This is a genomic window from Citrobacter sp. Cf125, assembly GCF_030333935.1.
Taxonomy (GTDB): domain Bacteria; phylum Pseudomonadota; class Gammaproteobacteria; order Enterobacterales; family Enterobacteriaceae; genus Citrobacter; species Citrobacter freundii.
The window spans coordinates 150396-166626 of the sequence record NZ_JAOWEY010000024.1 but is presented as its reverse complement, the minus strand read 5'-3'; the positions used below and the strand labels follow the sequence as shown (position 1 = coordinate 166626).

Annotated in this window: 14 protein-coding genes; 11 read left to right on the top strand and 3 right to left on the bottom strand. The window is 51.9% G+C overall.

The window, feature by feature from the left end:
- Position 1: 1 nt before the first annotated feature.
- The 3 genes from leuB to leuL all read right to left on the bottom strand — a co-directional run bounded on the left by leuB (position 2) and on the right by leuL (position 2842).
- Positions 2-1093: a 3-isopropylmalate dehydrogenase gene (leuB, locus tag OGV89_RS15090; RefSeq protein WP_286549033.1), complete on the bottom strand. Its 1092-nt coding sequence runs from the start codon at positions 1091-1093 to the stop codon at positions 2-4.
- Positions 1093-2664: a 2-isopropylmalate synthase gene (leuA, locus tag OGV89_RS15085; protein WP_003837421.1), complete on the bottom strand. Its 1572-nt coding sequence runs from the start codon at positions 2662-2664 to the stop codon at positions 1093-1095. Before leuA ends, leuB begins: the two co-directional genes overlap by 1 nt.
- Positions 2665-2755: 91 nt before the next feature.
- Positions 2756-2842, bottom strand: coding sequence for a leu operon leader peptide (gene leuL, locus OGV89_RS15080; RefSeq protein ID WP_048998978.1), 87 nt, complete (start codon positions 2840-2842; stop codon positions 2756-2758).
- A 654-nt stretch (positions 2843-3496) separates the two neighbouring features.
- On the opposite strand from leuL, the gene leuO reads away from it, so the two are divergent.
- From leuO to mraY, 11 genes are all read left to right on the top strand, one after another.
- Entirely contained in the window at positions 3497-4444 is a 948-nt protein-coding gene (leuO, locus tag OGV89_RS15075; RefSeq protein WP_003837423.1) for a transcriptional regulator LeuO, read from the top strand.
- 318 nt (positions 4445-4762) lie between these two features.
- The gene (gene ilvI / locus OGV89_RS15070; protein ID WP_174500997.1) at positions 4763-6487 is read left to right on the top strand and encodes an acetolactate synthase 3 large subunit; all 1725 of its coding nucleotides are present in this window, start codon (positions 4763-4765) and stop codon (positions 6485-6487) included.
- A gap of 2 nt (positions 6488-6489) precedes the next feature.
- Positions 6490-6981 carry an acetolactate synthase small subunit gene (ilvN, locus tag OGV89_RS15065; protein WP_003829566.1) on the top strand — a complete coding sequence of 164 codons (492 nt, stop codon included), beginning with the start codon at positions 6490-6492 and terminating at the stop codon, positions 6979-6981.
- Positions 6982-7161: 180 nt separating this feature from the next.
- Complete coding sequence (gene cra, locus OGV89_RS15060) at positions 7162-8166, top strand: catabolite repressor/activator (protein ID WP_003018794.1); 1005 nt, start codon at positions 7162-7164, stop codon at positions 8164-8166.
- 613 nt (positions 8167-8779) lie between these two features.
- Complete coding sequence (gene mraZ / locus OGV89_RS15055) at positions 8780-9238, top strand: division/cell wall cluster transcriptional repressor MraZ (RefSeq protein WP_003018792.1); 459 nt, start codon at positions 8780-8782, stop codon at positions 9236-9238.
- 1 nt (position 9239) lies between these two features.
- Complete coding sequence (rsmH, locus tag OGV89_RS15050) at positions 9240-10181, top strand: 16S rRNA (cytosine(1402)-N(4))-methyltransferase RsmH (RefSeq protein ID WP_003018789.1); 942 nt, start codon at positions 9240-9242, stop codon at positions 10179-10181.
- Complete coding sequence (gene ftsL / locus OGV89_RS15045; protein ID WP_000625651.1) at positions 10178-10543, top strand: cell division protein FtsL; 366 nt, start codon at positions 10178-10180, stop codon at positions 10541-10543. Before rsmH ends, ftsL begins: the two co-directional genes overlap by 4 nt.
- Before the next feature lie 15 nt (positions 10544-10558).
- On the top strand, positions 10559-12325 hold the full coding sequence (gene ftsI, locus OGV89_RS15040) for a peptidoglycan glycosyltransferase FtsI (protein ID WP_286558872.1): 1767 nt from the start codon (positions 10559-10561) through the stop codon (positions 12323-12325).
- Positions 12312-13799, top strand: coding sequence for a UDP-N-acetylmuramoyl-L-alanyl-D-glutamate--2,6-diaminopimelate ligase (gene murE, locus OGV89_RS15035; RefSeq protein ID WP_003018780.1), 1488 nt, complete (start codon positions 12312-12314; stop codon positions 13797-13799). Before ftsI ends, murE begins: the two co-directional genes overlap by 14 nt.
- The gene (gene murF / locus OGV89_RS15030; protein WP_204529145.1) at positions 13796-15154 is read left to right on the top strand and encodes a UDP-N-acetylmuramoyl-tripeptide--D-alanyl-D-alanine ligase; all 1359 of its coding nucleotides are present in this window, start codon (positions 13796-13798) and stop codon (positions 15152-15154) included. The genes murE and murF overlap by 4 nt, the downstream gene beginning before the upstream one ends.
- Complete coding sequence (gene mraY, locus OGV89_RS15025) at positions 15148-16230, top strand: phospho-N-acetylmuramoyl-pentapeptide-transferase (RefSeq protein ID WP_003018774.1); 1083 nt, start codon at positions 15148-15150, stop codon at positions 16228-16230. The genes murF and mraY overlap by 7 nt, the downstream gene beginning before the upstream one ends.
- Position 16231 lies beyond the last annotated feature (1 nt).

Sequence of the window (16231 nt, the reverse complement as noted above, 5' to 3'; positions counted from 1 at the left end):
ATTACACCCCTTCTGCGACGTAACGGGCAATGATGTCGCCCATTTCATCGGTACTGACTGCGGCAGCGCCACGGGCTAAGTCACCGGTGCGGATGCCTTCTTCTAATGCGCGGTTGATGGCGCTCTCAATTGCGGTTGCCGCATCATTGGCATCCAGGCTGTAGCGCAGCAGCAGCGCCAGCGACAGGATTTGGGCGATAGGGTTGGCAATGTTTTTCCCGGCGATGTCAGGAGCGGAGCCGCCAGCAGGCTCGTACAAACCGAAGCCCTGATCATTCAGGCTGGCGGACGGTAACATGCCCATTGAACCGGTGATCATGGCGCACTCGTCAGACAGAATGTCGCCAAACAAGTTGGAACACAGCAGCACGTCGAACTGGGAAGGATCTTTAATTAATTGCATTGTCGCGTTGTCGATGTACATATGCGCCAGTTCAACGTCTGGATATTCATTAGCAATTTCATTGACGATTTCGCGCCACAGAATAGACGTTTGCAGTACGTTAGCTTTATCAATCGACGTGACTTTACGGCGACGTTTACGGGCGGATTCAAACGCGATACGCGCAATACGTTCGATCTCGAAACGGTGATAAACCTCGGTATCAAAGGCTTTTTCATGTTGTCCGCTGCCTTCGCGGCCTTTTGGTTGACCGAAGTAAATTCCGCCAGTCAGTTCGCGTACGCACAGGATGTCGAAACCGTTCGCGGCAATATCTGCGCGCAGAGGGCAAAACGCTTCCAGACCCTGATAGAGCTTAGCTGGGCGCAGATTGCTGAATAATTTGAAGTGCTTACGCAATGGCAGCAGCGCGCCACGCTCTGGCTGCTGGTTTGGCGGCAGATTTTCCCATTTCGGGCCGCCAACGGAGCCAAACAGAATGGCGTCAGCTTGTTCACAGCCTTCAACCGTTGCAGGCGGCAGCGGCTGACCGTGGTTATCGATAGCGGCACCACCCACGTCGTAGTGGCTGGTGGTAATGCGCATGTTAAAGCGGTTGCGGATTGCGTCCAGTACCTTCAGGGCTTGCGCCATCACTTCCGGGCCAATACCGTCACCCGGCAAAACAGCAATATGATAATTCGTCGACATCACACGGTTTCCTTGTTGTTCTCGTTGTTCTGAGCTTTGCGTTGCAATTCTTTTTCGACTTCTTCGGCGCGCCAGATGTTGTTCAGCACATGAACCATTGCTTTAGCGGAAGATTCGACGATATCTGTCGCCAGACCGACGCCGTGGAAACGACGACCGTTATAGTTGGCAACGATATCCACCTGACCCAGCGCATCTTTACCGTGCCCTTTGGCGGTCAGGCTGTATTTCACCAGTTCGACGTTGTACTCAGTTACACGGTTGATTGCCTGATAAATGGCATCGACCGGACCGTTACCGTTCGCCGCTTCGGCTTTGACTTCTTCACCACAGGCCAGCTTGACGGAGGCGGTGGCGATGTCGTTTGAGCCGGACTGCACGCTGAAGTAATCCAGACGGAAATGCTCCGGTTCTTCCTGCTGTTTATTAATGAAGGCCAGCGCTTCCAGGTCGTAATCAAATACCTGACCTTTTTTGTCCGCCAGTTTCAGGAATGCGTCGTACAGGTTGTCCAGGCTGTATTCATTTTCTTTATATCCCATCTCGTCCATACGGTGTTTCACCGCGGCACGTCCGGAACGGGACGTCAGGTTCAGCTGTACCTGGTTCAGGCCGATGGATTCAGGCGTCATGATTTCGTAGTTTTCACGATTTTTCAGTACGCCGTCCTGATGGATGCCGGAAGAGTGGGCAAAGGCACCACTACCGACAATGGCTTTGTTAGCCGGAATAGGCATGTTGCAGATTTGGCTGACTAATTGACTGGTGCGCCAGATCTCCTGGTGATTGATGCGGGTCTGTACATTCAGGATATCTTTACGCACTTTGATCGCCATGATCACTTCTTCCAGTGAGCAGTTACCGGCGCGTTCGCCGATACCGTTCATCGCGCCTTCCACCTGACGCGCTCCGGCGTGAACGGCTGCCAGTGCGTTGCCTACGCCCAAACCTAAATCATCATGGGTGTGTACGGAGATGATGGCTTTATCGATATTTGGTACGCGTTCATACAGGCCAGAAATGATTGCCCCAAATTCGAAAGGCATGGTGTAACCGACGGTATCGGGGATGTTAATGGTTTTGGCTCCCGCGTTAATGGCAGCTTCAACCACGCGAGCCAAATCGGCGATAGGGGTACGGCCTGCATCTTCGCAGGAGAACTCCACGTCATCGGTATAATTACGCGCACGCTTAACCATGTAGACCGCGCGCTCAATGACCTCATCCAGCGTACTGCGTAATTTCGTCGCGATGTGCATCGGCGAGGTGGCGATAAACGTATGAATACGGAAAGCCTCAGCGACTTTCAGAGATTCTGCGGCAACGTCGATATCTTTTTCTACGCAGCGAGCTAAGGCACAAACGCGGCTGTTTTTAACCTGACGAGCGATAGTCTGAACTGACTCAAAGTCGCCCGGTGAAGAAACGGGGAAACCCACTTCCATCACGTCAACGCCCATACGCTCAAGGGCCAGCGCAATCTGCAGTTTTTCTTTCACACTCAGGCTTGCCTGTAACGCCTGTTCACCATCGCGTAAGGTGGTATCGAAAATAATGACTTGCTGGCTCATGGTTTAGGTCCTTGGTTTCTTAGGGCGCCTTGCTTCGAGCATAAAAAAACCCGCGCAACGGCGCGGGTTTTTTGTCTTAACTGGAGCTGACTTAATGCTGAATGTCGTCCACCAGTCTACCGCGCAACGAAGATGCGTTTAGTAGTAGTAGACCGTTGAAACGAGCAATGTAAGTCATCAATTAAGCTCCAGGCGAATGCGATATGCTTTTAGTGGTACTGGATATGAAGACTGATGTCAACCCTCACCTCAGCAAATGCCTCGTGAGAGGGGGAAAGTTTCTGCAAAACTTAAGCGAATTGTGCTGAATTTTTCGGGGTACATAAAATTAATCAGTTGATGGTTGTACATAATTTTCATGGTTTGACATATTTGAGCATAGTTATTTGCATTTATTGTAACGGCGAACTGAAGGAAAAGTCGCTCTTGGGATTTCATATCTTAATGATTTATCTGTTTTTATAGTAATTATGAATGGCTATGGGTGGTGTGACACCACAAAATTGATAAATTAATGTTAACTTTTAATGTATTAATAATATAAACATTTAATTAAAACTTAAATACACATTCACGATACGTATGATTGTATATTCGCCATGCTTATGGTTATATTGTTTTTGAAATTTAAACATATGAATCACCGTGCAGTGACACCAGCCACACTGCGATCGCATTGGTCTTTTGTTCATTTAGGTTTGTGCCTTTATGTTTTCCTAATTTTAATGTTTTTTCTTTTTCTCATCTTATATGTATGGTAAATCATATTAACGGAGATTATTTCTTCACTCCGTCTGGGAAAAGGGAGTTTAGAGTGACAGTGGAGTTAAATATGCCAGAAGTAAAAATAACAGATAAAACAAATATTATAGATATTGGGAAACCACAGCTTCGCATGGTTGATCTTAATTTATTAACCGTCTTTGATGCGGTGATGCAAGAACAAAACATTACCCGTGCCGCGCATACTTTGGGGATGTCGCAACCTGCTGTCAGTAATGCGGTTGCGCGCCTGAAAATTATGTTTAATGATGAGCTTTTTGTTCGTTATGGACGCGGTATCCAGCCGACAGCAAGAGCCTTCCAGCTATTTGGTTCTGTTCGCCAGGCATTGCAATTAGTGCAGAATGAACTGCCTGGATCGGGTTTTGAGCCAGCCAGCAGCGAGCGCGTATTCAATCTTTGCGTATGCAGCCCATTGGATAATATTCTGACCTCGTTGATTTATAATAGGGTTGAGCAAGTTGCACCAAACATTCATGTCGTATTTAAATCTTCACTCAATCAAAATACAGAGCATCAATTACGTTACCAGGAAACTGAATTCGTTATTAGCTATGAAGAGTTCCGACGTCCTGAATTTACCAGTATTCCGTTATTCAATGACGAAATGGTGTTAGTGGCAAGTAAAAAGCATCCGCGCATTAGTGGTCCTTTACTGGAAAGCAATGTCTATAATGAACAGCATGCGGTGGTGTCACTTGATCGCTTCGCATCATTCAGCCAACCGTGGTATGACACACCGGATAAACAATCCTCCGTGGCTTATCAGGGCATGGCATTAATTAGCGTTCTTAATATTGTGTCGCAAACGCATTTGGTCTCTATTGCGCCACGTTGGTTAGCAGAAGAATTTGCCGATTCTTTAGAACTACAGATCTTGCCTTTACCGTTAAAATTGAACAGCCGCACATGCTATCTTTCATGGCATGAAGCCGCAGGCCGGGATAAAGGACATCAATGGATGGAAGAGTTGTTAGTCTCCGTTTGTAAGCAGTAGCATTTAGCAGAGTAAACCGGACGGCGCATCCTGTTTATTCTGCTTTTAACTTTATAACTGAAATTTTATGCTGAACTCTATTTTTTACGTCTGTCCAAAAGTGTCAAAAAATAGAGTAATCGCTGTAAGTTCCCATTTTTAAGCGATTATTTATCATACTGATTGCTTATGCTGGTTTAATTCTCCGTTTATTCGCGTCTTTCCTCCTTTTTATTCTTATTTACTCCAGTGCCACCCCTTCGGAGTCAATTGCCATGCGTCATCGTCAGCGGTTAATGTGTTGTTAAACCGCAATTCATTATAAGAGTGAGGCAAGCCATGGAGATGTTGTCTGGAGCCGAGATGGTCGTCCGATCGCTCATCGATCAGGGTGTGAAGCAGGTATTCGGTTATCCCGGGGGGGCCGTCCTCGATATTTATGATGCCCTGCATACGGTCGGCGGTATTGATCATGTGCTGGTCCGCCATGAACAAGCGGCGGTACATATGGCTGATGGCCTTGCGCGTGCCACGGGAGAAGTGGGGGTCGTATTGGTCACCTCCGGGCCGGGGGCGACCAACGCGATTACCGGGATCGCAACGGCTTACATGGATTCCATTCCGCTGGTGATCCTCTCCGGACAGGTCGCAACGTCGCTGATTGGCTACGATGCCTTCCAGGAGTGCGACATGGTAGGTATATCCCGCCCGGTGGTGAAACATAGCTTCCTGGTCAAACAAACGGAAGATATCCCGCAGGTGCTGAAAAAAGCCTTCTGGCTGGCAGCAAGCGGTCGTCCGGGGCCAGTGGTGGTGGATTTGCCGAAGGATATTCTGAATCCGGCGAAGAAACTGCCTTATAGCTGGCCGGACTCGGTGAGTATGCGCTCGTATAATCCGACGACGACGGGACATAAAGGACAGATAAAACGGGCGTTGCAGACGCTGGTCGCGGCGAAGAAACCGGTTGTCTATGTGGGCGGTGGCGCGGTCAATGCCGCTTGCCATGAGCAGTTAGCTCAGATTGCTGAAGCGCTGAATCTGCCGGTTGTCTCCTCGCTTATGGGGTTGGGCGCGTTTCCGGCCACGCATCGTCAGGCGCTGGGCATGTTGGGCATGCACGGTACTTACGAAGCCAATATGACCATGCATCATTCCGATGTGATCTTTGCTGTCGGCGTTCGCTTTGACGATCGAACGACGAATAACCTGGCAAAATATTGTCCGAATGCGACCGTGCTGCATATCGATATCGATCCGACCTCTATTTCCAAAACCGTTACTGCGGATATTCCGATTGTGGGGGATGCCCGCCTGGTGCTGGATCAGATGCTCGAACTGCTGGAGCAGGAGAAATCTCAGCAGCCGCTGGATGATAATCGTGACTGGTGGCAACAGATTGAGCACTGGCGCGCCCGTCAGTGTCTGAAATACGACACGCAAAGCGAAAGTATTAAGCCGCAGGCGGTGATTGAAACCATCTGGCGTCTGACGAAAGGGGAGGCGTATGTGACCTCTGACGTTGGCCAACACCAGATGTTTGCCGCACTTTACTATCCGTTCGATAAACCGCGTCGCTGGATTAACTCAGGCGGCCTCGGCACTATGGGATTCGGTTTACCTGCGGCGTTAGGGGTGAAAATGGCTTTGCCGGATGAAACGGTAGTGTGCGTCACCGGGGATGGCAGCATTCAGATGAATATCCAGGAACTGTCGACGGCGCTGCAATATGAGCTGCCGGTGCTGGTACTCAACCTTAACAACCGTTATCTCGGCATGGTCAAACAGTGGCAGGACATGATCTACTCCGGGCGTCACTCACAGTCTTACATGCAGTCGCTGCCCGATTTCGTGCGCCTTGCTGAGGCTTATGGGCATATCGGTATCCAGATTAATCGGCCTGAAGAACTTGAGAGCAAGCTGGGCGAAGCGCTGGAACATGTGCATAACCATCGTCTGGTGTTTGTCGATGTCACCGTCGACGGTAGTGAACATGTCTACCCGATGCAGATTCGTGGGGGGGGGATGGATGAAATGTGGTTAAGCAAAACGGAGAGGACCTGATTATGCGCCGGATATTATCAGTATTGCTTGAAAACGAGTCAGGTGCATTATCGCGTGTGATTGGCCTCTTCGCCCAGCGTGGTTACAACATTGAAAGCCTGACCGTCGCGCCGACCGACGATCCGACCTTATCGCGGATGACGATTCAGACGGTAGGGGATGAGAAAGTCCTTGAGCAGATCGAAAAGCAGCTCCACAAACTGGTGGATGTTCTGCGCGTTAGCGAGCTGGGGCAGGGCGCTCACGTTGAACGAGAAATCATGCTGGTGAAAATCCAGGCCAGCGGTTATGGCCGGGAAGAAGTGAAACGCAACACGGAGATTTTCCGCGGGCAAATCATCGATGTCACGCCGTCTATCTACACCGTACAACTGGCGGGCACCAGCGATAAGCTGGATGCGTTTCTGGCAACGCTGCGTGAAGTCGCTAAAATTGTGGAAGTTGCTCGCTCCGGCGTGGTGGGGCTTTCCCGTGGCGATAAAATCATGCGTTAATCATGATCGGGTTCTTAATTCGCAAGCCCAACGACTCAGGTTGGGCTTTTTTTTGCGAAATCAGCGGTAACCAGAGACAAAAGCGGTTGCCGGAGTCATTATTCTGCGCTTAGATGTTAATAAATTTAACCCATGCCATCACAAAGGTTATGGTTTGTACATTTTACGCAAGGGGCAATTGTGAAACTGGATGAAATCGCTCGGTTGGCCGGCGTTTCGCGAACGACTGCAAGCTACGTTATTAATGGCAAAGCAAAGCAATATCGCGTAAGCGACAAAACGGTTGAAAAAGTCATGGCGGTGGTGCGCGAGCATAATTACCACCCGAATGCCGTGGCGGCCGGGCTGCGTGCTGGACGCACACGTTCTATCGGGCTGGTGATCCCGGATCTTGAGAACACGAGCTATACCCGGATCGCAAACTATCTGGAGCGCCAGGCGCGTCAACGTGGGTATCAGCTGTTGATTGCCTGCTCTGAAGATCAGCCAGATAACGAAATGCGCTGTATTGAGCATCTTTTACAGCGCCAGGTCGATGCCATTATTGTGTCGACTTCCTTGCCGCCTGAACATCCGTTCTACCAACGCTGGGCAAACAGTTCATTCCCGATTGTGGCGCTGGATCGTGCACTGGATCGCGAACATTTTACCAGCGTTGTGGGTGCAGATCAGGATGATGCGGAAATGCTGGCGGAAGAGTTACGCAAATTCCCTGCTGAAACCGTCCTCTATCTGGGCGCGCTTCCTGAATTATCTGTCAGTTTCCTGCGCGAACAGGGTTTTCGTACCGCGTGGAAGGACGATCCGCGTGAAGTCCATTTCCTGTACGCCAACAGCTATGAGCGGGAAGCTGCAGCGCAGCTGTTTGATAAATGGCTGGAAACGCACCCAATGCCTCAGGCGTTGTTTACCACGTCGTTTGCCCTGTTGCAGGGGGTGATGGATGTGACCCTGCGTCGTGATGGGCAGTTGCCGTCTGATTTAGCGATTGCGACTTTTGGTGATCATGAACTGCTCGACTTCCTGCAGTGCCCTGTACTGGCGGTGGCACAGCGCCATCGTGATGTCGCTGAACGCGTGCTGGAGATTGTACTGGCAAGCCTGGACGAACCGCGTAAACCAAAACCAGGTTTAACGCGTATACGGCGTAATCTGTACCGTCGCGGTATTCTCAGCCGTAACTAAGTTTCCTCAATTGATGACGTCGGCGGGATAAGCCTCTGACGTCTTCAGTTTTTCTATTCTCAGAAATAACCGCATTATATTTAAGAATATTCTTTAGAATTATCTGAAATGTATTCTTGAAATACCCCGAATTAAAAATGCAACTATCCATTTTTGGGTTATTGATACGTAACGACGCGTTACGGTTGTATTATTTTGTTACATGCATGTGTGGATTTGCCGAATTAACAAACACTTTGCTCTCGTATTGCGGCCATCTGGTGCTTACCTTGGTCCTGCGCGGCGTACAGACCGATTAACTGGTACTGTTAACTCGCTGCATATTGTCCTAAAATGCCGCTCGCGTCGCAAACTGACACTTTATATTTTCTTCTGATGATATTCAGTTGTTTTAAACAATGATGAGTTGTTGGATTTTTTTCTTACAAATATTCATGACGTTAATTTGCTTCGTTTGCTGTACGGATTTTGTTCAACGCTGATATTAGCCGTAAACAATGGGTTTTTTGCTCCGCTAAGCGCCGCGACTTGCTTGACAAGGTTTTCCTCCGCTCCGTAAACTCCTTTAAGTGGGAATTTGTGGGATAAAGTGGTAATCGGGGGTGAGACTGGCATGTTCCGGGGAGCAACGTTAGTTAATCTCGACAGTAAAGGGCGCTTATCTGTGCCTACCCGTTATCGGGATCAACTGCTTGAGAGCGCTACCGGTCAAATGGTTTGCACCATTGACATCCATCACCCGTGCCTGCTGCTGTACCCCCTGCCTGAATGGGAAATAATCGAGCAGAAGCTATCGCGTCTGTCGAGCATGAATCCAGTTGAGCGTCGCGTACAGCGCTTATTGTTGGGTCATGCCAGCGAATGTCAGATGGATAACGCTGGTCGATTACTGATAGCGCCTATTCTGCGGCAACACGCAGGGCTAACGAAAGAAGTGATGCTGGTTGGGCAGTTCAATAAGTTTGAGCTGTGGGATGAAACGACCTGGTATCAACAGGTCAAGGAAGATATCGACGCTGAGCAGTCTGTTACTGGCGCGTTGTCGGAACGATTGCAGGATTTGTCTCTATAAAATGACGGAAAATTATAAACATACAACGGTGTTGCTGGATGAAGCCGTAAACGGCCTGAATATTCGTCCAGACGGCATCTACATTGACGGGACATTTGGTCGCGGTGGTCACTCACGTCTGATCCTCTCCCAGCTTGGCGAAGAGGGGCGTTTACTGGCAATCGATCGCGATCCGCAGGCTATTGCCGTTGCTAAAACGATTACCGATCCTCGCTTCTCCATCGTACATGGACCTTTCTCTGCGCTGGCTGACTATGTCGCTGAGCGTGGACTGACCGGTAAGATCGACGGGATTCTTCTCGATCTGGGCGTTTCTTCACCGCAGCTCGATGACGCAGAGCGCGGTTTTTCGTTTATGCGTGACGGTCCGTTAGATATGCGTATGGACCCAACACGCGGTCAGTCAGCGGCCGAATGGCTGCAAACCGCCGATGAAGCAGACATTGCCTGGGTGATTAAAACCTTTGGCGAAGAGCGCTTCGGCAAACGCATTGCCCGAGCCATCGTGGAGCGTAACCGCATCGAACCGATGACCCGCACCAAAGAACTGGCGGAAGTTATTGCGGCGGCAATGCCGGTGAAGGACAAATTCAAACATCCCGCGACCCGTACCTTCCAGGCGGTGCGCATTTGGGTGAACAGTGAACTGGAGGAGATAGAGCAGGCGCTAAAAAGCTCGCTCAGCGTGCTGGCTCCAGGTGGTCGCCTTTCGATCATCAGTTTCCATTCGCTTGAAGACCGCATTGTGAAACGCTTTATGCGTGAACAAAGCCGTGGTCCTCAGGTACCGGCTGGAATACCGATGACCGAAGCGCAGATCAAAAAACTGGGCGGCCGTGAGTTAAGAGCACTAGGCAAGATGATGCCGGGTGAAGAAGAGGTCGCTGAGAATCCTCGTGCCCGTAGTTCAGTTCTGCGTATTGCAGAGAGGACGAACGCATGATCAGCAGAGTGACAGAAGCCCTCAGCAAAGTTAAAGGATCGATAGGAAGCAACGAGCGCCATGCCTTGCCTGGCGTGATCGGTGACGATCTTTTGCGGTTTGGGAAGCTGCCACTCTGCCTGTTCATTTGCATTATTTTGACGGCGGTTACCGTCGTGACAACAGCGCACCACACGCGGTTACTGACTGCGCAGCGTGAGCAACTGGTCCTGGAGCGAGATGCGCTGGATATCGAATGGCGTAACTTGATCCTTGAGGAGAACGCGCTCGGCGACCATAGCCGTGTTGAACGGATCGCAACGGAAAAGCTGCAAATGCAGCATGTCGATCCCTCACAAGAAAATATCGTAGTACAAAAATAAGGATAAACGCGACGCATGAAAGCAGCGGCAAAAACGCACAAACCAAAACGCCAGGAAGAACAAGCCAACTTTATCAGTTGGCGTTTTGCGTTACTGTGCGGCTGTATTTTGCTGGCACTGGGTTTTCTACTGGGTCGCGTTGCCTGGCTGCAAATCATCGCGCCGGACATGCTGGTGCGTCAGGGTGATATGCGCTCTCTACGCGTCCAGGAAGTGTCTACATCGCGCGGAATGATTACCGACCGCTCTGGTCGTCCGCTGGCGGTGAGTGTTCCGGTTAAAGCTATATGGGCCGACCCGAAAGAAGTACATGATGCCGGCGGAGTGAGCGTTGGCGAACGCTGGAGAGCGCTGTCAACCGCGCTGAATCCCCCGCTCGATCAACTGGCTTCCCGCATTAACGCCAACCCGAAAGGGCGCTTTATCTATCTGGCGCGTCAGGTAAACCCTGACATGGCTGATTACATCAAAAAACTGAAGCTGCCAGGTATCCATCTGCGAGAAGAATCCCGCCGTTACTACCCTTCCGGGGAAGTGACTGCTCACCTCATCGGTTTTACGAACGTCGACAGCCAGGGCATTGAAGGCGTTGAGAAGAGCTTCGACAAGTGGCTCACCGGACAACCGGGCGAGCGTATTGTACGTAAAGACCGGTATGGCCGCGTCATTGAAGATATCTCTTCTACCGACAGCCAGGCGGCGCATAACCTCGCGTTGAGCATTGATGAGCGTTTACAGGCACTGGTCTACCGTGAACTGAATAACGCCGTGGCGTTCAACAAGGCGGAGTCAGGCAGTGCGGTACTGGTGGATGTGAACACCGGTGAAGTGCTGGCAATGGCCAACAGTCCGTCCTACAACCCGAACAATCTCACCGGTACGCCAAAAGACGCGATGCGTAACCGCACCATTACCGACGTGTTTGAACCGGGTTCTACCGTTAAACCGATGGTGGTGATGACCGCGCTGCAGCGCGGTGTGGTACGCGAAAATACGGTCCTCAACACTATCCCTTACCGAATTAATGGTCACGAAATCAAAGACGTGGCACGTTATAGCGAATTAACCCTCACCGGGGTTTTGCAGAAGTCGAGTAACGTCGGTGTTTCCAAGCTGGCGTTAGCGATGCCGTCCTCAGCGTTAGTAGATACTTACTCACGTTTTGGGCTGGGAAAAGCGACCAATTTGGGGTTGGTCGGAGAACGCAGTGGCTTATATCCTCAAAAACAACGGTGGTCTGACATAGAGAGGGCCACCTTCTCTTTCGGCTATGGGCTAATGGTAACGCCGTTACAGTTAGCGCGAGTCTATGCAACGCTCGGCAGTTACGGCGTTTATCGCCCACTGTCGATTACTAAAGTTGACCCTCCAGTTCCGGGCGAGCGTATCTTCCCGGAAGCGACCGTACGCACCGTGGTGCACATGATGGAAAGCGTGGCGCTGCCCGGTGGCGGCGGCGTGAAGGCGGCGATTAAAGGCTATCGTATCGCCATTAAAACCGGTACGGCGAAAAAAGTAGGGCCGGATGGCCGCTACATCAACAAATACATTGCTTATACCGCAGGCGTTGCGCCTGCGAGTCAGCCGCGCTTCGCGCTGGTTGTTGTTATCAACGATCCGCAGGCGGGTAAATACTACGGTGGCGCCGTTTCCGCGCCGGTCTTTGGTGCCATCATGGGCGGCGTACTGCGTACCATGAACATCGAGCCGGATGCGCTGACAACGGGCGATAAAAATGAATTTGTGAATAATCAAGGCGAGGCAACAGGTGGCAGATCGTAATTTGCGCGACCTTCTTGCTCCATGGGTGCCGGGTGCACCGGAGCGAGCACTGCGGGAGATGACGCTTGACAGCCGTGTGGCTGCATCGGGCGATCTCTTTGTCGCAGTATTAGGTCATCAGGCGGACGGGCGTCGGTATATCCCGCAGGCGATAGCGCAAGGTGTGGCTGCCATTATTGCAGAAGCGAAAGATGAAGCTACTGATGGTGAAATCCGTGAAATGCACGGCGTTCCGGTCATCTATCTTAGTCAGCTTAACGAACGTTTATCTGCACTGGCAGGCCGTTTTTACCACGAGCCTTCTGAGAAAATGCGTCTGGTCGGTGTGACCGGGACCAACGGTAAAACCACCACCACCCAACTGCTGGCACAGTGGAGCCAACTGCTTGGCGAAACCAGCGCGGTGATGGGAACAGTAGGCAATGGCCTGCTGGGCAAAGTGATCCCGACGGAAAATACCACCGGTTCAGCCGTTGATGTCCAGCATGTGCTGGCGGGGCTGGTTGCGCAGGGCGCAACGGTTGGCGCAATGGAAGTCTCTTCACACGGTCTGGTTCAGCATCGCGTGGCGGCGCTGAAGTTTGCCGCATCAGTATTTACTAACTTAAGCCGTGACCATCTCGACTACCACGGCGACATGGAACATTACGAAGCCGCGAAATGGCTGCTGTATTCCACGCACCATTGCGGTCAGGCCATCGTCAATGCGGATGATGAAGTCGGTCGTCGCTGGCTGGCGAAACTCCCGGATGCGGTTGCCGTTTCGATGGAAGACCACATCAACCCGAACTGTCACGGTCGTTGGTTAAAAGCGGTTGACGTGAAGTATCACGACAGCGGGGCAACGATTCGTTTTACCTCCTCATGGGGCGACGGTGAAATTGAAAGCCGCCTGATGGGGGCGTTTAACGTCAGCAATCTGCTGCTGGCGCTGGCAACGCTGCTGGCACTGGGCTATCCGTTAGCTGATTTACTGAAAACGGCGACACAATTGCAGCCGGTTTGCGGGCGTATGGAAGTGTTCAGTGCGCCGGGTAAAACCACCGTGGTTGTTGATTACGCCCATACGCCAGATGCGCTGGAAAAAGCGCTACAGGCGGCACGTTTGCACTGTACTGGCAAACTGTGGTGCGTCTTTGGCTGCGGCGGCGATCGCGATAAAGGCAAACGTCCGTTGATGGGCGCAATTGCCGAGCAGTTTGCAGATGTTGTCGTGGTGACTGATGACAACCCGCGTACCGAAGAGCCGCGCGCCATTATTAACGACATTCTGGCGGGGATGCTGGATGCCGGACAGGCGAAGGTGATGGAAGGTCGCGCAGAAGCGGTGACAAACGCCATTATGCAGGCGAAAGAAAATGATGTGGTGCTGGTGGCCGGTAAAGGTCATGAAGACTACCAGATCGTTGGTTCACAGCGCCTCGATTATTCTGACCGCGTCACGGCAGCGCGTCTGCTGGGGGTTATCGCATGATTAGCGTAACGCTCAGCCAACTGGCGGAGATCCTCCGTGGCGAATTGAAAGGGGCCGATCTGACCCTTGATGCCGTAACAACCGATACGCGTAAAGTGACGCCGGGCTGCCTGTTTGTGGCACTGAAAGGCGAACGCTTTGATGCCCATGATTTTGCAGACAAAGCGCAAGAGAGCGGGGCCGGTGCGCTGTTGGTCAGCCGTCCGTTGGACACCAACCTGCCGCAGCTGATTGTTAACGATACGCGTCTGGCGTTTGGTGAACTGGCTGCGTGGGTTCGCGCCCAGGTTCCGGCGCGCGTTGTCGCGCTGACCGGCTCATCCGGTAAAACGTCCGTCAAAGAGATGACGGCTGCCATTCTGAGCCAGTGTGGTAACACCCTATATACCGCGGGCAACCTGAATAACGACATCGGTGTACCGATGACGCTGCTGCGCTTAAACAACGATTACGACTATGCCGTGATTGAGCTCGGTGCCAACCATCAGGGCGAAATCGCCTGGACCGTCGGCCTGACGCGTCCGGAAGCGGCGCTGGTGAACAACCTGGCCGCCGCGCACCTGGAAGGCTTCGGCTCTCTGGCGGGCGTTGCGAAGGCAAAAGGTGAGATTTTTACCGGTCTGTCAGCGAACGGTATCGCCATTATGAATGCCGACAACAACGACTGGCTGAACTGGCAAAGCATCATCGGCGATCGCAAAGTCTGGCGTTTCTCCCCGAATGCAGCCAATAGCGACTTTTCGGCGACCAACGTTCATGTGACCTCGCATGGCACGGAATTTTCTCTGCAAACGCCGACCGGAAGCATTGATGTCCTGCTGCCGTTACCGGGTCGCCATAATATCGCTAACGCCCTTGCGGCGGCGGCGCTCTCTATGGCGGTAGGCGCGACGCACGAGGCGATCAAAGCGGGTTTGAAGGATCTGCAAGCGGTACCGGGGCGTCTGTTCCCGATTCAACTCGCGGAAAATCAGCTGCTGCTGGACGACTCCTATAACGCGAACGTCGGTTCGATGACCGCAGCGGTGCAGGTGCTGTCTGAAATGCCGGGCTATCGCGTACTGGTCGTTGGCGATATGGCAGAGCTTGGCGCAGAAAGCGAAACATGCCATGTACAGGTGGGTGTTGCTGCGAAAGCCGCAGGCATCGACTGTGTACTGAGTACGGGAAAACTGAGTCAGGCAATTAGCGACGCCAGTGGCGTTGGCGAACATTTTGCGGATAAAAGTGCGCTGGCCGCGCATCTTAAAGCATTGATTGCAGAACATCAGGTCATGACGATTTTAGTGAAGGGTTCACGTAGTGCCGCCATGGAAGAGGTAGTACGCGCATTACAGGAGAATGGGACATGTTAGTTTGGCTGGCCGAACATTTGGTCAAATATTATTCCGGCTTTAACGTCTTTTCCTATCTGACGTTTCGCGCCATCGTCAGCCTGCTGACCGCGCTGTTCATCTCTTTGTGGATGGGCCCGCGCATGATTGCCCGCTTACAAAAAATGTCCTTTGGACAGGTCGTACGTAACGATGGTCCGGAATCGCACTTCAGTAAACGCGGTACGCCAACCATGGGTGGGATCATGATCCTCACCGCGATAGTTATCTCCGTACTGCTGTGGGCATATCCGTCGAACCCGTACGTATGGTGCGTGCTGGTGGTATTGATTGGCTACGGCATTATCGGTTTTGTCGATGACTACCGCAAAGTGGTGCGCAAAGATACCAAGGGCCTGATTGCCCGCTGGAAGTACTTCTGGATGTCGGTGATTGCGCTGGGTGTAGCCTTTGCGCTGTACCTCGCCGGTAAAGACACCCCGGCTACCGAGCTGGTGGTGCCGTTCTTTAAAGACGTGATGCCGCAACTGGGTCTGTTCTATGTTCTGCTGGCGTACTTCGTGATTGTGGGGACCGGCAACGCGGTCAATCTTACCGATGGCCTGGATGGTCTGGCGATTATGCCGACCGTGTTCGTAGCAGCGGGTTTTGCGCTGGTGGCATGGGCTACCGGTAACATGAACTTTGCCAACTATCTGCACATTCCCTATTTACGCCATGCAGGCGAACTGGTGATCGTCTGTACGGCGATTGTCGGTGCGGGATTAGGTTTCCTGTGGTTTAACACCTATCCGGCGCAGGTCTTTATGGGTGACGTCGGTTCGCTGGCGCTGGGTGGCGCGCTGGGCATTATTGCCGTGCTGCTGCGTCAAGAGTTCCTGCTGGTAATCATGGGCGGCGTATTTGTTGTGGAAACACTGTCGGTCATTCTGCAGGTTGGCTCCTTTAAGCTGCGCGGACAGCGCATCTTCCGTATGGCGCCGATTCACCATCACTATGAACTGAAAGGCTGGCCGGAACCGCGCGTCATTGTGCGCTTCTGGATTATTTCGCTGATGCTGGTGCTGATTGGCCTGGCAACGCTGAAGGTACGTTAAT